This is a genomic window from Enterococcus sp. AZ095a (genome assembly GCF_050546735.1).
Taxonomy (GTDB): Bacteria; Bacillota; Bacilli; order Lactobacillales; family Enterococcaceae; genus Enterococcus_D; species Enterococcus_D entomosocium.
Genome location: NZ_CP172953.1, coordinates 413,821 through 434,283 on the forward strand (window position 1 = coordinate 413,821; position 20,463 = coordinate 434,283).

Below are 20,463 nucleotides of genomic sequence, written 5' to 3' on the forward strand. Positions count from 1 at the left end.
TTTGTGATGACTTTGACAGCAAGCTTTGATTAAGGAAATTTTTTTGATAAAAATAAACTTTATATGTAAAAAATAATCGATTCCAAGAGTTATTATTTGATGGATATTTAAGAAATGTGTATGCTTTAAGTAGAAAGCAGTAAAGGAGGTTGCCAATGCGTAAGATTTCTAAAGTGATTTTTATCATCGGATTACTTTTACTCTTACTTGTCTTTTATTTTGGGATCATCGCCAATCAGCAAGCGGCTTCATTGCCTGTTTACTTGATTCCTTTGGATGAATATCCTTGGGTCGGATCTTCCATGAGTATGCTGCTCTTTTGGTTATCTGTTGGCTTTGCTATTTTTACAGTGATCGCACTCTTTGTCGTTTTGTTTTATCCAAAACGCTCAGACCGCTTGATCATTCCCCATAAGACAGGCGATTTAGTGATTCAGAAGAAGGCGTTAGAGCATTTTGTGCTCGAGCGGGTGAAACAAGCAGATTTCATCCATCAGCCATCGGTAAAAATCAAAATCGTCAAGAATAAAGTAGCGGTAAAAATCGATGGAGAAATGAAACAAACAGCAGCCATCCCGCAAAAACAAGAAGCTTTGGTTGGTGAGATCAGCAGCAGTCTGCAGCAGCTTTTCGGTATCGAAAGCAATATCCAAACGGAAGTTGTTTTAAAAGATACGCAAGAAACGCCAGCAGCCCATGACCAACCGCGTGTAGTTTAGGAGGAACAGGTATGAGTGAATGGTTCTACCACTATAAGATCCCGCTTATCTTTGCAGGTTTCGGTTTGATCCTAGCGATCCTGTTTCTAACGATCGGCTTTTTGAAAACCATACTGCTGGTGCTATTTACGGCACTAGGTACGTATCTGGGATTTTATCTCAAAGAAGTCGGATTCTTTGAACAATTTCAAAGACCGCGCCGTTAACTTTGGTAACATTATTAGTTTAATTTATATCAAGATTATAGTAGGAGGAATGTACGATGGAAAACCAAACAAAACCAACAACAGGTGTTAAAGGAGAATTAACTTACGAAGATAAAGTGATTCAAAAAATCGTAGGCATTGCATTAGAATCTGTAGACGGACTCTTAACAGTCGATGGCGGTTTCTTCTCAAATATTGCAGGTAAATTAGTCAACACCGATGATGTGACTTCAGGGATCAATGTTGAAGTTGGGAAAAAACAAGTGGCAGTCGATCTTGATATCGTTGCAGAATATGGCAGCGACATGACCACGATCTACGACCAAATCAAAGAGGTTGTTTCAACACAAGTCAACAAAATGACGAATTTAGAAGTCATCGAAGTAAACGTGAATGTAGCAGATGTCAAAACACGTGAACAATTCGAAAAAGACTCTGAAACAGTTCAAGACAAAGTAAGCAGTGCGGCAGAAACAACTGGCGACTTTGCGTCAAAACAAACACGTAAAGCCAAAGGTGCCTTCAACCGGACAACGACGCGTATTCAAGAAAACAACGAACCACGCGTTCAATAATAGCAAGATAAGCAAAAGACTAGCTGCGGCTAGTCTTTTTTTGTCCCACAAAAGGTGTATTTTTGCAGCTTCAGCCGATCAGAACATCAAAGCCAAAAGCTCCAATAATGGATTCCTTCTGCTTGAAAGACATCGTTAGGATAGCTTTTCTCATAATGGGCTTTTTCGGGGGAATCATTAGGATCGAATACTTGAATCGTTCCTTCTTTGTTCAAAGCCAATACCATGATATGTCCGGATGTCGTAAAGGTTCCTGCTTGAACCGAGACCACAACGGGGATGCCTTGTGTCATTTTCTCATAGGCAGCCTCAAATGAATCCCCTAAATCGGCAAATTGGTAACCAAAAGCTTCGGCAAACTGAGGAAAGATTTGCCAACTTGTTCCTTGTTTGGGAAGATAAAATTGATCGCCAGCCCACTCCAATAGTTTGTCAGGATTCGGCGGAAGATCCGTCCAAAAAGCATCGATCATGGCTAAAGAAGCAATAGCGCACCCGTTTGCCGCAAAGGTGTTTTGCTCTTCTCCATATCCATACGTGTTATTGCCCCAGCGTTGATCGGTTTGTACAATTAACGGCAGTTGCTGCGTGTCTGCCATCGCTTGTTGAAGAGCTTGATTGGCTTGGCGAGTGAACTGTTTTGAGACAAGCGCTGTCTGATCAAACGCAGCACCCCTGACCTGATCAATCACGTAATGAATGACAAAAACACCACCGATGAGAAAAAGCAGCAGTGCAAGGCTCTTTTCTTTCTTCCCATCGTTTCTCCTCGTTTTCGATATCCTTGTGTGCAATCGCATGAAATGCCCCTCCTCGTAAAGTAATATCTAAGAGAAGTATAGTCTTTTTCTAATAAGAGCATTTCTGCATTTCCTGAAGAATTTCATACGATTTTATGACAACCACCATTTGAAAAGTAAGTTGTTACTGTTTGGACAGCTGTCGATGACAGACACAAAAGCAGCGCTTCCTCTATTTGGCTGAGTGGGTGGAATAACGAACAGCAACTTCTCTCCAGATGTCTTTTCTAAAAAAGGAATTTTTAAGAAAAGACAGCAAACAGTGAAGTTTTTTGTGTTTTGTTGTATAATGCAAATTACTGAAAAGTTGCGACCTTCAAATCGTAGATGATTTCAGAATCTATAATTGAAATGATGGTGAAACGATCATGTCTAACGAAAACACCCGTGTGGTGGTTGGAATGAGTGGCGGGGTAGACTCGTCAGTAACAGCACTTTTGCTGAAAGAACAAGGGTATGATGTTGTCGGGATCTTTATGAAAAATTGGGATGATACCGATGAAAACGGTGTTTGTACCGCAACAGAAGACTACAAAGACGTAGCCAAAGTGGCTGCGCAAATCGGGATTCCTTATTATTCAGTGAATTTCGAAAAAGAATATTGGGACCGTGTATTTGAATATTTTCTTGCAGAATACCGTGCCGGACGGACGCCAAATCCAGATGTCATGTGTAACAAGGAAATCAAGTTCAAAGCCTTTTTGGATTATGCGATGGATCTTGGTGCCGACTATGTAGCAACTGGCCATTATGCGCAAGTGACCGTTGATGAAAACGGCGTAACTCATATGTTGCGAGGCGTGGATAACAACAAAGATCAAACGTATTTCTTAAGCCAATTGTCACAAGAACAATTGAGCAAAACCATGTTCCCACTAGGCGGCATGGAAAAATCAGAAGTACGAGCGATCGCTGAACGGGCAGGTCTAGCAACAGCCAAGAAAAAAGATTCCACGGGTGTCTGCTTTATCGGAGAAAAGAATTTCAAACAATTTTTGAGTAATTACTTGCCAGCGAAAAAAGGCAATATGGTTACATTAGATGGCGAAGTCAAAGGACAACACGATGGCTTGATGTACTACACCATCGGACAACGTCAAGGCTTAGGCATTGGCGGCGGCGGTGCCACTCAAGAACCATGGTTTGTCGTAGGAAAAGACTTAGCGACCAACACTTTGTATGTGGGACAAGGATTCCATCACCCCGCTTTGTATGCAGATCGCTTGGAAGCAAGCCAAATCCACTTTACTACAGAACAAGACCGCGGAACGGAATTTTCATGCACAGCAAAATTCCGCTACCGTCAACAAGATGTACCGGTAACCGTGCGTCTATTAGATGGAGATCGAGCAGAAGTGATTTTTGACGAACCAGTACGCGCCATCACTCCGGGACAAGCAGTCGTTTTTTATGACGGCATGGAATGCTTGGGCGGCGGTTTGATCGATGCAGCCTACAAAGAAGCCAAAGAATTACAATATGTTTAACCACTAACACAATCAGCCCTAGCTAAGAACACTGAACCAATCAGTTGCACTTAGCTAGGGCTTTCTTTTAATCAATTCGAAAATACGACTAGAGCGAGCGCGTTCTATTTTTAAAAAATAGTCAAATTATGCTATAATTTAGTCAGAAAATGAATGTTTTTGATGCATTGGCATTTTTAAAAGAAAGGGGGAGGGGCATGAATCGTACAAGAGCCAACCTCATGAAATGAGGGGACGTTAGTGCCGTAGGGGTGGTAATGCTTCATCAGAATCAGGTCATTTCAAGCCAAATCAACGAACTTGCCTTAGCCGTACTATTTGGTTTAGTAGGGTATTTGATTGTTTTAAAAAGTTCTACTTTTTGTCCGCTCAGATTGCGGAGCATTCCGATCAGTATAACCAAGCAGAAGTCAAGTGAGGCAAAATTGCGGGAGTTGTCGCCTTCTATATTGCTCTGATCAATTTGATTTTGGTCTTTGTGTGAGTGTAGCGGAAAAAAATGCCAAAAGAAATCTTTGACGGAAAATGGTTTGCTTTGGTCATGATCGATCATCAAATTCGGCTTGATGTGCTTGAAAAAAGCGGTAATACTGCTGGACATTAGCTAACTGCGTCCACTTCCGAACATCGACAGGTGTTTGATCCAAATCATAGATTTTGGCTTCCTTTAAAGATAAAACGAAAGGACTATGAGTAGCAATAATGAATTGGCACTGTTCATAGCGGACAAAATCTTCCAGTAACTGCACTAGTTCCAGCTGACGATCAGCAGAAAGGGAATTTTCTGGTTCATCTAATAAGTAAAGACTGTTGGGACGAATTTTTTCTTGAAAGAATCGAAAGGCACTTTCACCATTGGAATATTCTCGGACGTTGTCGATCAAGTGCTTGCGAGTGAATTTGGACTGTGTGTTGGATCGTGCGAGATTGACTTTCTTCAATTCATGGTAATCGTCAAAACCTGTGAAACGAAAGTCCGCATACTTTGCTTGGTAGTATTCTTGAAACACTTCTTCTCGGCGATGATCGATCCCTTGATTTAAGTTTCGAATATCAAGCATGAAGTCAAAGACGTCATCGCTGGTCAATAGCACTTTTTCTTGCGGTTCGTCGTTGCTACGAGCAGAACAGTAGGATAGATAGTCCTCGAAAAAATTCGACCGATTATACGCAGCAAAGCGCTGCGCGTGGATCTTTTCGGCAATCACGTTCAATGCAGTGGTTTTGCCAGAACCATTGCCGCCATATAAAATCGTGATTGGTTCAAAATCGATCTGCTGAAAACGGCGGGCACTGAGAATCTGAAAAGGGTAGTAAGAATCATAGACAGTCCGTTGGATAGAAAGGAAAAAATCAAACTCGGTTTCTTGATCGGGAAAAGTGATTTGTTCGAGATACATGGGGCACCTCCTGGCAGTTTCATGGTTGCCATTATTGTAGCATATCCATCACAGATAAATTTTTTTTTGCGAGGTTAAAATAAATCTTGTTTGATATTTTTTTAATCTTTTCCTGTTATATTCACAACAGGAAACTTCTGTGCTAGACTATAAGGGCATAGAAATGATGTAATCTTAAGCAACCAATAAAACGTACAAAAAAACGAAGGTTTAATGAATTCTTTAAGCGATGTTTAAATGCTGAAACTTATTCCTTGCAAGTTTAAGTAAAAGTGACTAATATGGGGAAGGAATCGTGAAAGGAGCAATGGAATGTATCAAGTAGTAGTCATGTATGGGGACAATGAACCGTGGTGGTTTTTTGAGGGATGGCAGTCAGATATTCAAGAGGCGTTCACATTTGCAACTTTCAGCGAGGCGCAGTCATTTTATGAACAAAAATGGCAAGAAATCAGAGAAGAGTATTCGTACATAAATGCAAAATCAAACTTTATGACGGCTTTTTGGAATGAAGAAGACGAACGCTGGTGCGAAGAATGCGACGATTACCTCCAACAATATATTGGACTGGCATTGCTCAAAGAATATCAGCAAGTCGTCGACGAAAGCAGGAAAGATTTTTATGAAACAACTAATTCTAGCGGAAAAGCCAAGCGTTGCCAAAGACCTCAGCAAAGTTTTGGGCTGTGAGCAAAAACATAAAAATTATTACGAAGGACCCAAGGCGATCGTTACTTGGGCCCTTGGTCATTTATTGGGCTTGAAAATGCCTGAAGATTTAAACAAAGAGTGGGCATCATGGCAGATGGAAACGTTACCGATGATCCCTAAGTCCATCGGGATCAAGCCGTTGCCAAAAACCGGTCATCAACTAAAAGCCATCAAACAATTGGCTCAAAGAAAAGATGTCGGGGAAGTCGTGATCGCCACCGATGCGGGAAGAGAAGGGGAGCTAGTCGCTCGCTGGATTTTGGAGTGGGTTCGTTTTGACAAACCAGTCAAACGTTTGTGGATTTCTTCGCAAACCCCTAAAGCCATCAAAGAAGGCTTTGCAAAATTGCAGTCAGCCAAGCACTACGATAATCTTTACTACTCCGCCCTTGCGCGGGCAAAAGCCGACTGGCTGGTAGGATTGAATGTCACCCGGGCATTGACGGTCAAATATCAAGACAATCTTAGTGCGGGTCGGGTCCAAACCCCTACCTTAGCTTTGGTGCGCAGTCAGGAAATGCAGATCGAGAGTTTCCGTCCGCAAACCTATCATGTGATTACCCTAAACGTAGGCGATGCCAAGGCTCGCCTGCAACAAAAAAATCCTTATCAATTAAAAGAACGCAGCGATGCCGAAGCATTGGTCAAACAGATGAGTCAACAGAATGGTCGCGTGACAGCGATCGAAGAAAAGGTCAAAACAGAAAGTGCACCACTGCCCTACGATTTGACCGAGATCCAACGAGAAGCCAATCAGCGTTATGGGTTTTCAGCCAAGAAGACCTTGTCGCTTGTTCAAAGCTTGTATGAAACCCACAAGATCGTCACTTATCCAAGGACGGATTCCAAGTATTTGACTAATGATATGAAGGCAACCATGAAGGAACGCCTGCAGGCAGTTGCGGATTTTGCCCCAGAAGTCAAAGGATACTTGAAAAATGGCGGACAAGTGGTGCAGCAAGCTGTCTTCAATGATAAAAAAGTTACAGATCACCATGCCCTATTGCCAACGGAACAGCGGGCACGTTATGAAAAATTAACTACCGATGAACAACGGATCTATCAAATGATCGTTAGTCGTTTCTTAATGCTCTTTGCGAAACCCCATAAAAAGCAGCAGCAGAAAGTGACCGTGACCTTTGGTTCAGAAACCTTTGTATTCAACCGCAATACCGTGTTAGAAGCGGGATGGAAAACGACTTCTGAAGAAGAAACCATTGACATAGCTTGGCAAAAAGGCAGTACCGTCAAGCCTGAGTTCACCATCCAGAAAGAGTTGACCACACCACCGAAACCGTTGAATGAAGGAACTCTTTTAGGTAAAATGGAAAAACATAGTCTCGGTACGCCGGCAACCCGTGCGGAGATCATTGAAAAGCTGATCAAATCTGAGCTGATGGAGCGGACCCCAAGCGGCTTGCAAGTATCGCCAAAAGGCAAGCAGTTGTTAGTCTTAGTCAATCCTTCCTTGGTGACACCAGAGTTGACGGAAAAATGGGAGAAGGAACTGGAAGCCATCGCGAAAGGCACCTACTCTGCCCAAACCTTCCTCGCGCAAATCGAAGCAGACACTAAACAATTGGTTAAAGAAATCAAGCAAAGTGAGAGCAAGTACCAAGATTTCTCATTGACCCAAAAACGGTGTCCAGAATGCGGCGAACCATTGCGGGAGAAAAATACCCGTGATGGCAAGATCTATGTTTGTTCCAGTGGCACCTGCAAGTACCGTCGTCGGAAAGACCCGAAAGTTTCAAACCGACGTTGCCCGCAATGTCACCGAAAGATGGAGATCATTGAGGGCAAAAATGGCGCCTATTTCCGCTGTAAATTCGATGGGACCACCGAAAAAATGGCGGATAAAAAAGAGCGCAGCAAAAAGCTGTCGAAACACGAAGAACGCCGCTTGATGAATAAAATCAATCAAGAAGAACCGCAAGAAAGCCCATTAGCAGCTGCTTTAAAAGCTGCTATGGAGAAGAAATAACTGAATGAGGTAGAAAATAAAAAAGAGTGAGGACGATTTTGCTGTCTCTCACTCTTTTTTTGTATCCATTCATTCATTTAAGCATTTTTTTGACGGTATTCTTTCGGTGAGATACTTTCTTTCTTCTTGAACAAAAAGGAAAAATAATTTGGGTCATTATAGCCAACATCAAAGGCGATCTCAGATAGCCGTAGATTTGTCGTTAACAGCAGTTCCTTAGCTAAGGTCAATCGTTGCTCGGTCAAGTATTCGATAAACGTAGAATCAGTGGCTTGCGAGAAGATGGTGCTGAAGTGCGCCGGACTCAAATGAACTTTTTCAGCAACTACATTTAAGGAAATATTGGGATCAGAAAAGTGCTCACTGATAAAGGCTTTGGCTTGATTGATGACGCTTTGATATTTCGCCATTGCAGGATTGATGGGTTGTTTGGTCAATAGCGGCAACAGTTCTGCCAGAGTCGTTTGATAGTTCTCTGGCTCATGGGTCAATGCCGCTAGATAGTCTAAGTCATGGGCGTGCTGAACGATCTGGGGCAGCGAATGACTGTCTTTTTTCTTCAATAATGCCAGCAATTCGACCAAGACGAACAAACGGTACATTTGCGTTCGCTCAACGGTCCCTTGAGGCGCCATCAATTCATCGGTCAGCTCAGGGATCGTCTGTTTCCCAGCATTTGCCAGTCTTGAAGCAAGATCGGTTTTGAAAGGATTGGTGGGGGACAGTTCCCCTTCCCGAATGTCATCTTCATAGCTGATGATTTTTTCCTTGCGGATGCTGCCATAGGTTTTTAGCATGTCACGAGCTTTCTGATAAGAAAGAGGGATGCCCGAGAAACGATCTGCTATAGGTCCGATCGCCACTGCCACTTCTTCCCCAGAACCATGAACGAGGCTTTGAGCGATCTGATAGGCTTTTTCTAAAACTTGTTCGCGGTCATGGTCAAAAAGTAAAAACTTGATGAAGCGGCTAGACACACTGGAGAACAAGACGGCATCATCTTGCTCATAGGCTTTGGTCAGCTGCTGGCTAAAGCGAGTGTAGTCAGAAAAACTTTGATTGAAGGGGGTTTTTGCTAACAGCACACAAAACTGTTTGCCTGAAAAGCGCCGTCCCAGTTCTTCTGCTTGCAAAAAGGCTTCTGAGATCGTGATCTTTTGTTTAAAGAGGTGATTCAGAAAGTGATTTTTTTTGATTTCCATTTCGAATAAATCGTCTTCTTTGGATAATTGCTGATGAGTGGTTTGTTGTTCATCTAAGTGTTGAACGACGGTTTTGATGGCTTGTTCTAATTCTTCGTTTTTGATGGGCTTGAGTAAGTAATCGTCTGCTTGCAGCTGCAGTGCCGTTTTTGCATAGTCAAAATCATCAAAGCCGCTAACAAAAATAATGCGAACTTGCGGCAATAATTTTTTGGCTTCTTTCGCAAAGACCAAACCATCCATAAACGGCATTTTGATATCGCTGATAATAATATCCGGACGCAGATCAAGGATCGAAGCCAGCGCCAATTCGCCATCGGCGGCTTCATCGCTATAAACGATCGGGTATTGTTTGGCAAGAGTCATGATTTGGTGACGCAAACTATCGCGAATCAGATGTTCATCTTCAACTATGAACACTTTGTACATGGTTGGGTTCCTCCCTTTTTGGTACTGTGACGGTAATCGTGGTGCCTTCTTGGTATTGACTGTGGATCGTCAGTTGCGCTTCGCTGCCGTAGTTCAGCTGGAGACGGCGATAGACGTTATATAGGCCATAGCCGCTCTCAGAGGCGGGATCAGTGGTTTCTTTAAGGTTACGACGAATCTCCTCCAAACGGTCAGGGTCGATCCCAATGCCGTTGTCACTGATGGTCATTTGAATCTGGTGAGGCAATTCTGACACTGTGATTCGAATCATGCCGACGCGACGGACAAACTTGGTGCCATGATAAACGGCGTTTTCAACTAGGGGCTGCAGGACCATTTTCAAAACCTGCAGTTCTGGACTGACGGTTTGATCTTCGATGGTGTAAGACAGCATCCTACCATAGCGAATCTGCAAAATCTTCAAGTAATCGCCCACATGCCGCAATTCTTTTTCCAAAGGAATCCAGTCTTGCCCTTTGCTTAAGGAGATACGGAAAAAATCCGACAATGCATAGGTCATTTCCGTTGCTTGCTCGTAACGGGCAGCTTCGATCAAAGAAACGATCGCATCTAAACTATTATAGATGAAATGTGGGGTAATCTGGGCTTGTAAGACCCGCACCTCACTTTGGGCTAAGTGATACTGTTTCAAGGCATTTTCTTCCAAGAGTCGGGTCAAGTCATCTGCCATTCGATTCAAGCTACTCGTCAAGGTCCGCAGCTCTGGGGTTTCTGGCAGTTCTGCTCGGTAGCTCAAATGTCCTTGGGATAGTTCGTTGGAAAGATCTAATAACCGATCCAGCGGGTCTTGCAGGTTGTCACGAACAAAGCGCCGGTTTTTATTGATGATAGCAAAGATGATCAAAAGTAACACGACTTGAAAAAGGATCAGTAACAATACCGATTGGACTAGTTCGTGATTGGTTTGGCTGGCTAAGCTGATCTCTACCCCGACGAATTGCTGCAAAATATCGGATAGCAAATCGATCACCGAATCCACTTGGATCATGACGTATTGGTTTTTTTCCACCGGCTCATCCTTGAGAATATTGTCGATCAACTGTTGCTGATAGGTTTCTAAAGAATCGAGCGTCCGAAAGGCGACCGCTAAAATATTGAGCTCTTTCGCAGTGCTGGTATTTTCTTGGATGTGTTGCAGGTCGCTCCTCAATTCCTCAATTACATTGGTTTCTTGGACTTGTGCGACGGTTTTTTGGCCAAAGACTAAGTCCCACATCTCCTCCAAGACAATGGCATCGACTTTTTCCGATAGTTGATTGGCTTCTTCAATATTGTTGATGGTATTTTGGTAAATGAAAATCTGCCGCGAGTAAAACACACTGCTTAGTACGAGGGGAATAAAGGCGACGAGGATCATCAGTTTATTCGTCTGTTGAAAGATGCCCTTGATACTTTTTGTTTTCATCTTCATCTCCTCAATAATTTCTCGGTGGAATCTGATCGAAATCCATGTCACTGGAAAAAACTGTTTCATGGACATAGATTTCACGAGGAATGGCATCGGCGCCGCGAGCCAAGTAGCGAGAGATGGCATTTTTGACGAACACCCCGGCATCTGGGTTGCACTCAACGACACAATTGACCACTCCTTGCTTCAATTTATCGATCATTTCTTTTTGAGCATCGATCGATACGATCACTAAATCCTTCCCCGGCTCAATATCGGTTTTTTCTAAGGCTTCTAGGGCACCCAACGTCATCTCATCATTGTGGCTGAACAAGACATCAATCTGTTCCATTTTGCCTGCTTCGATGTATTGTTCGATGACTTCTTTGCCTTTACGGCGGATGAAATCGCCGTTTAATTCGTCTACGACTTGGATCGTCACATTGTTATGGGCATAATCACGCTTGATGGTTTCTCGGAACCCTTCTGAGCGCAAATACGTCGGGGACGTAGCATCCAGTCCCGTCAATTCTAAAACATTGACTGTTTCGTTCTCATGCTCTTTATAATAATTACTAACGTAGAGACCTGCACGATTGCCCTCGGCTTTGAAGCTTGGCCCGATATGGGTCAAAAATAAAGAGGGATCGCTGACGTTGACATGACGGTCCACCACGAAAACGGGAATCCCCGCTTGCGCAGCTTCTTCCAAAATCGGTTCCCAATTGTTTTCCTGAATCGGGGTAAAGACGATGGCATCGACTTGATACACGATAAAACTGCGGATATCTTGAATCTGACGTTCTTGATTCATATAGCCGTTACGATAGAGCACTTCATAGCCTTCCTTCTCTAATTCAGTGCGAATCGATTCGGTGTGGCGTTTACGCCAGCTGCTTTCTGTTCCCGATTGAGAAAAACCGATCACGATACTTTCTTCCGCTGTTTCAGCGGTCGTTTCTTTGACTGCTTGGCAACCAGCCAAGAAAGACAAACACAACCAAAGGAGTAACCCAATTTTTATATTCCTCATTTTTTTCACCTCTATTGTCTATTCTACTAAAAAATACGGAAGCGCTTTACACAAAATATCAAATCAAATAAAAACCAAGGGAATCTTAAAAAATCCAAGATTACGAAAAGAAATGGGGGCAACTGAGTCGTTTTTTCTCAAGAAATCCAAGAAACCTCGAAAAAATCTAAATGTAAGCGATTCCTTAACTGGCTATACTGAGAATGTAAGAAAAAGACATGGAGGGATCACAATGAAAGGTACTTTTGGTAAATTGGTCGTCCTAGCATCCACCTTATTGGTTGGTGGATTGTTAGCAGCTTGTGGGAATGGATCAGATAGCGGGGCAAACGGTGACGGAGACAAAGGATTTGTTGGGATTGCGATGCCGACCAAATCGGCAGAACGATGGATCGCAGATGGCGACAATATGGTAGAGGAATTAGAGAAGCTTGGCTATAAAACTGACCTGCAATATGGAGAAGACAAAGTAGAAAACCAAGTGGCACAAATTGAGAACATGATCACCAAAGGTGTTGATACTTTAGTGATCGCCTCGATCGATGGGTCGGCACTGACGGACGTGTTGGAAAAAGCCCATAACGAAGACATCACAGTCATCGCCTATGACCGTTTACTGATGAACTCGGAATACGTCGATTATTATGCCACCTTTGATAATTTTGGGGTCGGCGTGCTGCAAGCGTCTTATATTGAAGACAAATTAGGCCTCAAAGACGGTGAAGGACCATTTAACATTGAATTATTCGGCGGTTCTCCAGATGATAACAATGCACTGATCAATTATAATGGGGTCCTTTCGGTTTTCCAACAATACTTTGACAGCGGACAGCTAGTCGTTCCTTCCGGTCAAACCAACTTCAACCAAATCGCTACCTTGCGTTGGGATGGTTCAACCGCGCAAGCTCGGATGGACAACTTGTTGAGTGCCAACTATACGGATCAAACATTGGATGCTGTTCTTTCACCTTATGATCCAATCAGCCTAGGAATCATCTCATCGCTTAAAGGTGTGGGCTATGGTTCCTCTGATAAACCACTGCCTGTGATCACCGGTCAAGATGCGACGGTGGCAGGAGTGAAATCAATCATCGCGGGCGAACAAACCCAAACGATTTTTAAAGATACACGGGTGTTAGCGAAAAACACGATCGAAATGATCGAAGCCATCACCAATGGCGAGGAAGTGCCGGTCAACGATACTGAAACCTATGACAATGGCGTCAAAGTCGTACCAACCTACTTGTCAAATCCTGTTTCTGTGGATAGCGACAACTACAAAGAAGAATTGATCGATACCGATTACTATACAGAAGAAGAGCTGGGCATTTAAGCAAGGAGTGCAGATCCAGCGAGAAAAGATGCTAGTTTCCCCTAAAGCAGCAGGGAAGAACGAATCATCCCCAGTATTCGTTCTTTCCGCTTTTCTTACAAAGGGAGCGCATCACTTTTACATAAAAAGGAAAAGGGTGAAAGAACATGGCAGATAATATTTTGATGATGAAAGGCATAGTCAAAGAGTTTTCAGGGGTTCGCGCCCTTGATAACGTCAACCTCTCGATCGAGCGAGGAGAGATCCACGCACTGTGTGGAGAAAATGGCGCTGGCAAGTCCACGCTGATGAATGTCTTAAGCGGACTCTATCCTTACGGCAGTTATGATGGAGAGATCTATTATGAAGGGGAGTTATGCAAGTTCAAAGATTTGCGGGACAGCGAGGACAAAGGAATCGTTATTATTCATCAAGAGTTAGCCTTAAGTCCTTACCTGTCGATCAAAGAAAATATTTTTTTAGGAAATGAACAAGCCAAGCACGGCATTATTGATTGGGATCTGACCGAAAAGAAAACGGACAATCTCTTAAAGATCGTTGGCTTGAAATTAGACCCGAATACGCTGGTTTCACAAATCGGTGTCGGGCATCAACAGCTGGTGGAAATTGCCAAAGCATTTTCAAAATCCGTCCGATTGTTGATTTTAGATGAACCAACCGCGGCGTTGAATGAAGAAGAAAGTGCCAATCTGTTAGAGCTGATCAAAGAGTTTCGCAACCAAGGGATCACTTCCATCATCATCTCCCACAAGTTGAATGAAATCGTCAATGTGGCGGATCGCATCACGATTTTACGAGACGGGCAAACGATCGAGACGCTGAGCGGGGCCGAAATCTCTGAAGAGCGCATCATTCGCGGCATGGTTGGGCGAGATTTGACCAATCGTTACCCAGAGCGGAAACCCACTATTGGTGAACCGTTTTTTGAAGTCAAAAATTGGACGGTCCATCATCCAATCGACCATACCCGTGTGGTGAATGAGAATTTAAACTTGATGATCCGCAAAGGAGAGATCATCGGCATCGCCGGTTTGATGGGTGCTGGCCGGACAGAGTTTGCCATGAGTGTCTTCGGTCATTCCTACGGCAGTTCGATTTCGGGGGAAGTCTATAAAGACGGCCAACCGATTTCTGTCAAAGATGTGCCAACCGCCATCAAAAATGGGTTAGCCTATGTGTCGGAAGACAGAAAAGCGTTGGGCTTGAATCTGCTGATGGATATTCGCGAGAACACCACTATCGCTAGTCTTGCCAAAATCAGCCGCCAAGGGGTCATCGATAAAGAAAAAGAAGTCACGATGGCAGAAGAATTTCGCAAAAAAATGCGGACGAAAACCAATTCAATCTATCAAAACGTTGGCAGTTTGAGTGGTGGGAATCAGCAAAAAGTCGTTTTGGCAAAGTGGCTGATGACCACACCAGATATCTTATTTTTAGATGAACCGACCCGCGGGATCGATGTCGGGGCGAAGTACGAAATCTATACGATCATCGAAGAGATGGCAGCAGCTGGCAAAGCCATCTGTATCATCTCCTCGGAGTTACCAGAACTATTAGGCATGTGCGACCGGATCTACACGATGAACGAAGGCCGCTTCACGGGCGAAGTGTTACGGGAAGAGGCCGACCAAGAACGATTGATGAATCTAATGACACTAGAAGAGAGTGGGGTTTGAGATGGAAACAACCAATAAATTAAAAAAAGAACGCAGCCATTCGCTGAAAGAAAAGGCACTGGAAATCTTTAGCAAATACAGTATGATCATTATCTTAGCAGTATTATTGGTGGCCTTTCAGCTCATGACCGACGGAATTTTCTGGCGGCCGCTGAATATCACCAACCTCGTGTTGCAAAACAGTCATATTCTCGTTTTAGCAGCCGGTATGCTTTTGGTCGTCTTGTTAGGACATGTCGATCTATCCGTAGGCTCCGTGATGGCGTTTGTCGGTGCGATTGCAGGCGTCTTGATGGTCAATAACGGCATCAGTCCTTGGTTGGCAGTGCCTCTTTGCTTACTGATGGGCGCAGTGATCGGTGCCTGGCAAGGCTTCTGGGTCGCGTATGTCGGTATCCCAGCATTTATCGTGACCTTGTCTGGTTTACTAATGTTTCGAGGATTGACCCAAGTCGTCTTAGGCGGTCAATCATTGGCACCGTTTCCCAAGGCATTCCAACAAATTTCCACCGGCTATTTGCCAGATATTGCAGGCGGTCAGATCCATTTACTTTCCATGATTTTAGGTGTAGTGATCACGGGCATCCTGATTTTAGGCCAATGGCGGACCCGTGAGCGCCGCAAAAAAAATCTTTTTGAAGTGGAATCAATGGCAGCCTTTGCCTTTAAAGCCGTCTTTACTGCGGTTGTTTTTCTCGGTGCTACCTACATCTTTGCCTCTTATCAAGGGTATCCGATCATTTTGATCGTCTTAGGGGTGATCGTGGCTGCCTATGGATTTTTGACTAACAAAACCGTCGCTGGTCGGCAAATCTATGCAACCGGCGGCAACAAAAAAGCAGCCGAACTTTCGGGAATCAAGACGAAGAAAATCACCTTCTGGGTCTTCGTGAACATGGGGATGATGGCAGCTTTGGCGGGCTTGGTTTTAGCGGCTCGGTTGAATGCAGCCACACCGCAAGCGGGAACGTCAATGGAATTAGATGCAATGGCCGCAGTGTATTTCGGCGGTGCTTCTACCTCAGGCGGTATTGGTACTGTGATGGGGGCGATCGTTGGTGGTCTCGTGATGGGTGTCTTAAACAATGGGATGTCGATCTTAGGGGTCGGTGTCGATTGGCAGCAAGCCATCAAAGGGTTGATTTTGCTGCTGGCTGTCGTGTTGGATATCTACAATAAGAAAAAGAAAATTTCGTAGGAGGGCCTGTTTATGGAGGACCAAGCACAAAAGACGATTTTATTGATTTGTACCGCCGGCATCACTACGGGTCTCTTAGTGAAAAACATGCAGCGGGCCGCAGATGAAAAAGGGCTAGCTGTGCATATCTATTCGGCACCAGCCATCATTGCTGAACAGATCCTGCAGCAGCAAACAGTCGATGCTTTGTTGATCGGTCCGCAGTCGAAGTACGAAGTCAATCGATTAAAAGACTTTCTCATGGTCAAAGCGGTGCCATATAAATTAATCAAAGAAACAGATTACGAGCTGTTAGATGGCGAAGCTGTCCTTACAGACAGCCTGACCCTCTTACAAAACGATCACTAGGCTCGCGTAAAAAGATGTGTCTTTTAGCGTTTGAATATGTTGTTTAGAGTAGTGCCTTGCGAATCCCCCAAGCAAGCACTACTCTTTTTATCGTAAAGTAGTTTGATCACCTGATAGGGAAGACCCGTCGATTGAATGGTGCTTCAGTCAGTTCCTGTACTTCGTTTGCCAGTGAGCGTACAGATGACGGAAGTACAGTAAAGGCGTTGGATCTTTTCCAATGAGGAAACAGTCAAGAATCGATCTTGTATCTGTTTCCTTAAAGCAGCAAACAACTCATAGAATGGAGGAACAGATTATCGAACCAGCAGAACTTACCCAGATTCGCCCCAGTAAACGACAACTACAGTGGCAGCAGTTGGAATTTTATGGCTTTATCCACTTTGGTCTCAATACGATGACCAATCGTGAATGGGGGCTCGGCAATGAGTCGCCAACGGTATTTGACCCGCAAAAGCTAGACTGTCATCAATGGGTTTCCACAATGAAGCAAAGCGGTATGCAGGGAATCATTTTGACCTGCAAACATCATGACGGCTTTTGCTTATGGCCAAGCCAGCACACTGCTTTCACAGTCGCTTCAACGCCCTGGCGCAATGGTCAAGGTGATTTAGTGAAAGAACTTTCTGATGCTTGCCGTCAAGCAGACCTGAAATTCGGCATTTATTTATCGCCTTGGGATCAGCATGAAGCTTGTTATGGAATGGGGCAAGTCTATGATGATTTTTATACGGCGCAGTTGACAGAACTTGTAACCAATTATGGTGATATATTCGAAATATGGTTAGATGGGGCCAATGGTGAAGGACCCAATGGAAAACGCCAAAACTATGATTGGGAACGGTATTATCAAGTGATTCGTGAGCTGCAACCCAATGCAGTGATTGCGGTTTGCGGACCGGATGTCCGTTGGGTAGGAAACGAAGCGGGGCAAACCAGACTTCAAGAATGGAGTGTGGTGCCAGCAGCATTAAAGGATGCTGAAAAAACAGCGAGTCATTCGCAAAAAGCCGATAGCACAGCGTTTCGGCAATCGATTTCCAGTATGGAAATCGATTTAGGAAGCCGACAAGCGCTGAAAAAGTACGGCATTAAAGAAGCTGCCGAATTGGCTTGGTACCCTGCTGAGGTCAACTTATCGATTCGCCCCGGCTGGTTTTATCATCCATCAGAAGACCAACAAGTAAAAAGCGGCGCTGAGCTCTGGTCTTTTTACAAGCAGATCGTTGGGGGCAATAGTTCTTTTCTACTTAATGTGTCGCCGATGCCGGATGGTATGATCCATCCAACGGATCAAAAGGCATTGCAGCAATTAGGTCACTCGATTAAACAATTGAAAGAGGTGACGACTGAAAGGAACGGCACGTTTGCGAGCTCTTCAACCAGTGTGTCCAGCAGAATGGATAAGCTCCAACTATCTCAAGCGTTTGGCCAGTATTGGAAACCGGACTTGGAAGACAAACGGCCATGGCTGACCCTACATTTTGCAGAACCGGTCGTCATCAATTCACTTGTATTGAAGGAAGCGATTCAATATGGGCAACGGGTAGAAAAAGCAAAAATTTTTCTGCAAACTGTAGCAGGACCACAGTTACTGACCGAAATAGTGACGATCGGCTATCAAAAAATCATCAGCTTTGAAGCGGTCGGCGTGTCTGCTGTCAAAATCGTTTTTACTCAAGTTCGGCAAACACCGATCATTCAAACCATGGCCGCGCGCTATGTGCCTCAGGAAGAATAAAGTAACCCAAAAACAGACAGTCGGCTGACTGTCTGTTTTTGAGGGATACAAATAAGGAATAAAAGTGGATATTAGTTAAATGCGACTGCCTAGGGGGCAAATCCGAGAACAGTGCATGGTAACTACAAATTAAGGAAGTGTGATGACATTTTCTGAATCTTTGTCGAAGAAATGCGCTTTGTTGATGTTGAAAGCTAAATCAACTGTTTCACCTGGACGGTGGAAGTCGCGGGCATCAACTTTCGAGATAAATTCAGTCGCACCTACACGTGTATAAAGCATTGTTTCTGCACCTAATAGTTCAGATACGACCACTTCAGCACGTACAGTTGCTTCAGGAGAAGCTTCCAATGCGATTTGTTCACTGTGGATATCTTCTGGACGAATACCAAAGACTAATTGTTTGCCTTCGTAGCCTTTTTCAACAAGAATCTTATTCTTGCCTTCAGGAATACGTAAATTCAAACTTTGACCATCAGAGATCATACCGTTATTCAACGTAACATTGAAGAAGTTCATTGCTGGTGAACCGATAAAGCCGGCAACGAAAATATTTTTCGGCGTGTTGTAGACTTCTTTTGGTGAACCGATTTGTTGAATGAAGCCATCTTTCATGATAACGATCCGGTCAGCCATGGTCATCGCTTCTGTTTGGTCATGGGTTACGTAGATCGTCGTTGTTTCTAAACGTTGGTGTAATTTTGCGATTTCCGCACGCATGGCAACCCGCAATTTCGCATCTAAGTTTGACAACGGCTCATCCATTAAGAAGACTTTGGCATCACGAACGATGGCACGGCCTAAGGCAACCCGTTGACGCTGACCACCAGAAAGGGCAGCAGGTTTACGATCTAAGTATTCTGTCAAACCTAAGATCTCAGCGGCATTTTCTACGCGTTTTTTGATTTCTTCTTTGTCGTATTTACGCAATTTCAAACCAAATGCCATGTTGTTGAAAACAGTCATATGGGGATACAATGCGTAGTTCTGGAAAACCATCGCGATGTCGCGGTCTTTTGGTGCTACATCGTTCATTACTTTTCCACCGATGCTCAATTCGCCTTCAGAAATATCTTCTAAACCAGCGATCATTCGAAGGGTTGTTGATTTTCCGCAACCAGAAGGTCCAACGAAAACGATAAATTCGCGATCCGCGATATCTAAATTAAAATCAGTTACCGAATACGCATCATTATTGTCATATTTTTTGTGGATATTTTTTAAGGCCATTTCTACCATTGGGATTACCTCTTTCCATTTAGTTTACATGAATAGCATAAATGAAAACGCTTCGAATGCGCAACGGAAACCTGCACAAGAAAAAAACGTTTTCTTGTGCAGGTTGTTTAATTGCTCTGATGGGTGAATTGGTCGATCAGTAAATAGCAAAGCAGCAGATCATCCATATTTTTTAAATTTAAACGTGTCAGTGTTTGAAACTTATCGATCTTATATAGGAGAGAATTCCGATGCATAAACAGTTCTTTGGCAGTGGAACTCGCATTGCCTTGATTGCGCCACAGTGATTGAATGATCGTTTCGGTCTCTTCTTCAAACCAATCTAGATACAAGGTACGAAACAAGGAAATATACTCGGAAAAGCCATTGCGAAAAAGAGCGAAGACCACTTTGGGCAGATCCATACTTTTACTGGTAGTTTTCGTTTTTAACTCATTTTTAAACAGGGTAGATTCACTCGTCCATAAGGTAGTGAAGTCGTGGCGTGGGTGATGGAAGGGGCCAACGAACAGCTGGGAATAGCAGTCGAAATCCATATCCAAAGCCACGAATAAGCCGTCGAGATCTTCGATGGGTAAATTAGTGTCGTCTTGTTTTTCTACGATCACCGCATGGTCTTCGGTGAGGAAAAAAAGATCCACCACGCTAGGGAGCATTTGCTGGATCTCTGCGAGCCATTCGGATTGCAAGGAGTCAATGGTTCGGGTGAAATGAACTTGCAGCATTCGGACCCACGTTTGGTCTTGAACGGGCTGATGTTCAAATAAAATCGGATACCATGGATGGTTTCGGTTATCGATTTCTGGTTGCAAAGAGCCGTTTCCCAGTTGGATCAGCAGTTTTTCACTGTCACTTAATTGGTCAGTTGGCAGCCAAATATATTTTTTGCCGAAAGCGATGGATTCGATGTCCTTCGTTGTGGATACTTTGTCATGCAGCGTTGCCTGGGGGAAACGCGCTTTGATGTCATTAAA

Annotated in this window: 18 protein-coding genes; 11 read left to right on the plus strand and 7 right to left on the minus strand. The window is 43.9% G+C overall.

The features are described 5' to 3' along the window. The first annotated feature begins 155 nt into the window (after positions 1-155). Genes amaP through IGJ26_RS01990 form a run of 3 tightly spaced genes read left to right on the plus strand, consistent with a single transcriptional unit; the run spans position 156 to position 1,500 of the window. Positions 156-719 carry an alkaline shock response membrane anchor protein AmaP gene (gene amaP, locus IGJ26_RS01980; protein ID WP_005232260.1) on the plus strand — a complete coding sequence of 188 codons (564 nt, stop codon included), beginning with the start codon at positions 156-158 and terminating at the stop codon, positions 717-719. 11 nt (positions 720-730) lie between these two features. Beyond that, positions 731-925 (plus strand): DUF2273 domain-containing protein, encoded by a 195-nt coding sequence (locus IGJ26_RS01985; protein WP_005232259.1) that lies wholly within the window; start codon positions 731-733, stop codon positions 923-925. Positions 926-981: 56 nt separating this feature from the next. Further along, positions 982-1,500, plus strand: a complete 519-nt coding sequence (locus IGJ26_RS01990; RefSeq protein ID WP_005232258.1) for an Asp23/Gls24 family envelope stress response protein — start codon at positions 982-984, stop codon at positions 1,498-1,500. 86 nt (positions 1,501-1,586) lie between these two features. Here the strand turns inward: IGJ26_RS01990 and IGJ26_RS01995 are convergent, their stop codons facing one another. Then, positions 1,587-2,300 carry a C39 family peptidase gene (locus IGJ26_RS01995; RefSeq protein WP_194199307.1) on the minus strand — a complete coding sequence of 238 codons (714 nt, stop codon included), beginning with the start codon at positions 2,298-2,300 and terminating at the stop codon, positions 1,587-1,589. Between the two features lie 368 nt (positions 2,301-2,668). Here IGJ26_RS01995 and mnmA point away from each other — a divergent pair, with 368 nt between their 5' ends. Beyond that, on the plus strand, positions 2,669-3,787 hold the full coding sequence (gene mnmA, locus IGJ26_RS02000) for a tRNA 2-thiouridine(34) synthase MnmA (RefSeq protein WP_026008140.1): 1,119 nt from the start codon (positions 2,669-2,671) through the stop codon (positions 3,785-3,787). Between the two features lie 539 nt (positions 3,788-4,326). Here the strand turns inward: mnmA and IGJ26_RS02005 are convergent. After that, a complete protein-coding gene (locus IGJ26_RS02005) occupies positions 4,327-5,187 on the minus strand; it encodes an AAA family ATPase (protein WP_005232252.1) in 861 nt (286 codons plus the stop codon). 312 nt (positions 5,188-5,499) lie between these two features. On the opposite strand from IGJ26_RS02005, the gene IGJ26_RS02010 reads away from it, so the two are divergent. Both IGJ26_RS02010 and IGJ26_RS02015 read left to right on the plus strand, forming a co-directional pair. Continuing rightward, positions 5,500-5,877: a DUF1033 family protein gene (locus IGJ26_RS02010; protein WP_005227251.1), complete on the plus strand. Its 378-nt coding sequence runs from the start codon at positions 5,500-5,502 to the stop codon at positions 5,875-5,877. Then, complete coding sequence (locus IGJ26_RS02015) at positions 5,810-7,882, plus strand: DNA topoisomerase III (RefSeq protein ID WP_430599813.1); 2,073 nt, start codon at positions 5,810-5,812, stop codon at positions 7,880-7,882. The genes IGJ26_RS02010 and IGJ26_RS02015 overlap by 68 nt, the downstream gene beginning before the upstream one ends. Before the next feature lie 77 nt (positions 7,883-7,959). Here the strand turns inward: IGJ26_RS02015 and IGJ26_RS02020 are convergent, their stop codons facing one another. Genes IGJ26_RS02020 through IGJ26_RS02030 form a run of 3 tightly spaced genes read right to left on the minus strand, consistent with a single transcriptional unit; the run spans position 7,960 to position 11,954 of the window. Further along, entirely contained in the window at positions 7,960-9,513 is a 1,554-nt protein-coding gene (locus IGJ26_RS02020; RefSeq protein WP_005232247.1) for a response regulator, read from the minus strand. Continuing rightward, on the minus strand, positions 9,491-10,939 hold the full coding sequence (locus IGJ26_RS02025) for a sensor histidine kinase (protein ID WP_430599814.1): 1,449 nt from the start codon (positions 10,937-10,939) through the stop codon (positions 9,491-9,493). The genes IGJ26_RS02020 and IGJ26_RS02025 overlap by 23 nt, the downstream gene beginning before the upstream one ends. Before the next feature lie 10 nt (positions 10,940-10,949). Then, positions 10,950-11,954, minus strand: a complete 1,005-nt coding sequence (locus IGJ26_RS02030) for an ABC transporter substrate-binding protein (protein ID WP_196043695.1) — start codon at positions 11,952-11,954, stop codon at positions 10,950-10,952. Between the two features lie 232 nt (positions 11,955-12,186). On the opposite strand from IGJ26_RS02030, the gene chvE reads away from it, so the two are divergent. The 5 genes from chvE (at position 12,187) to IGJ26_RS02055 (ending at position 18,250) form a co-directional block, all read left to right on the plus strand. Beyond that, positions 12,187-13,287, plus strand: coding sequence for a multiple monosaccharide ABC transporter substrate-binding protein (chvE, locus tag IGJ26_RS02035; RefSeq protein ID WP_005231478.1), 1,101 nt, complete (start codon positions 12,187-12,189; stop codon positions 13,285-13,287). 146 nt (positions 13,288-13,433) lie between these two features. Then, positions 13,434-14,963 carry a multiple monosaccharide ABC transporter ATP-binding protein gene (gene mmsA, locus IGJ26_RS02040; RefSeq protein WP_061053686.1) on the plus strand — a complete coding sequence of 510 codons (1,530 nt, stop codon included), beginning with the start codon at positions 13,434-13,436 and terminating at the stop codon, positions 14,961-14,963. A gap of 1 nt (position 14,964) precedes the next feature. Next, the gene (mmsB, locus tag IGJ26_RS02045) at positions 14,965-16,161 is read left to right on the plus strand and encodes a multiple monosaccharide ABC transporter permease (protein WP_005227258.1); all 1,197 of its coding nucleotides are present in this window, start codon (positions 14,965-14,967) and stop codon (positions 16,159-16,161) included. Between the two features lie 12 nt (positions 16,162-16,173). Then, positions 16,174-16,509 (plus strand): PTS sugar transporter subunit IIB, encoded by a 336-nt coding sequence (locus tag IGJ26_RS02050; RefSeq protein ID WP_005232241.1) that lies wholly within the window; start codon positions 16,174-16,176, stop codon positions 16,507-16,509. 220 nt (positions 16,510-16,729) lie between these two features. Continuing rightward, on the plus strand, positions 16,730-18,250 hold the full coding sequence (locus IGJ26_RS02055; RefSeq protein ID WP_430599815.1) for an alpha-L-fucosidase: 1,521 nt from the start codon (positions 16,730-16,732) through the stop codon (positions 18,248-18,250). Positions 18,251-18,379: 129 nt separating this feature from the next. Here IGJ26_RS02055 and IGJ26_RS02060 read toward each other — a convergent pair whose 3' ends face one another. Together IGJ26_RS02060 and IGJ26_RS02065 are read right to left on the minus strand one after the other, a co-directional pair. Continuing rightward, positions 18,380-19,489 carry an ABC transporter ATP-binding protein gene (locus tag IGJ26_RS02060; protein ID WP_008376142.1) on the minus strand — a complete coding sequence of 370 codons (1,110 nt, stop codon included), beginning with the start codon at positions 19,487-19,489 and terminating at the stop codon, positions 18,380-18,382. Positions 19,490-19,596: 107 nt separating this feature from the next. Next, positions 19,597-20,301: a helix-turn-helix domain-containing protein gene (locus tag IGJ26_RS02065; protein WP_223272959.1), complete on the minus strand. Its 705-nt coding sequence runs from the start codon at positions 20,299-20,301 to the stop codon at positions 19,597-19,599. Between the last annotated feature and the right edge of the window lie 162 nt (positions 20,302-20,463).

Coding starts and splice junctions, on each gene's coding strand:
- amaP (WP_005232260.1), top strand. CDS start 156: ATGCGTAAGATTTCTAAAGTGATTTTTATCATCGGATTACTTTTACTC.
- IGJ26_RS01985 (WP_005232259.1), top strand. CDS start 731: ATGAGTGAATGGTTCTACCACTATAAGATCCCGCTTATCTTTGCAGGT.
- IGJ26_RS01990 (WP_005232258.1), top strand. CDS start 982: ATGGAAAACCAAACAAAACCAACAACAGGTGTTAAAGGAGAATTAACT.
- IGJ26_RS01995 (WP_194199307.1), bottom strand. CDS start 2,300: ATGCGATTGCACACAAGGATATCGAAAACGAGGAGAAACGATGGGAAG.
- mnmA (WP_026008140.1), top strand. CDS start 2,669: ATGTCTAACGAAAACACCCGTGTGGTGGTTGGAATGAGTGGCGGGGTA.
- IGJ26_RS02005 (WP_005232252.1), bottom strand. CDS start 5,187: ATGTATCTCGAACAAATCACTTTTCCCGATCAAGAAACCGAGTTTGAT.
- IGJ26_RS02010 (WP_005227251.1), top strand. CDS start 5,500: ATGTATCAAGTAGTAGTCATGTATGGGGACAATGAACCGTGGTGGTTT.
- IGJ26_RS02015 (WP_430599813.1), top strand. CDS start 5,810: ATGAAACAACTAATTCTAGCGGAAAAGCCAAGCGTTGCCAAAGACCTC.
- IGJ26_RS02020 (WP_005232247.1), bottom strand. CDS start 9,513: ATGTACAAAGTGTTCATAGTTGAAGATGAACATCTGATTCGCGATAGT.
- IGJ26_RS02025 (WP_430599814.1), bottom strand. CDS start 10,939: ATGAAAACAAAAAGTATCAAGGGCATCTTTCAACAGACGAATAAACTG.
- IGJ26_RS02030 (WP_196043695.1), bottom strand. CDS start 11,954: ATGAGGAATATAAAAATTGGGTTACTCCTTTGGTTGTGTTTGTCTTTC.
- chvE (WP_005231478.1), top strand. CDS start 12,187: ATGAAAGGTACTTTTGGTAAATTGGTCGTCCTAGCATCCACCTTATTG.
- mmsA (WP_061053686.1), top strand. CDS start 13,434: ATGGCAGATAATATTTTGATGATGAAAGGCATAGTCAAAGAGTTTTCA.
- mmsB (WP_005227258.1), top strand. CDS start 14,965: ATGGAAACAACCAATAAATTAAAAAAAGAACGCAGCCATTCGCTGAAA.
- IGJ26_RS02050 (WP_005232241.1), top strand. CDS start 16,174: ATGGAGGACCAAGCACAAAAGACGATTTTATTGATTTGTACCGCCGGC.
- IGJ26_RS02055 (WP_430599815.1), top strand. CDS start 16,730: ATGAGGAAACAGTCAAGAATCGATCTTGTATCTGTTTCCTTAAAGCAG.
- IGJ26_RS02060 (WP_008376142.1), bottom strand. CDS start 19,489: ATGGTAGAAATGGCCTTAAAAAATATCCACAAAAAATATGACAATAAT.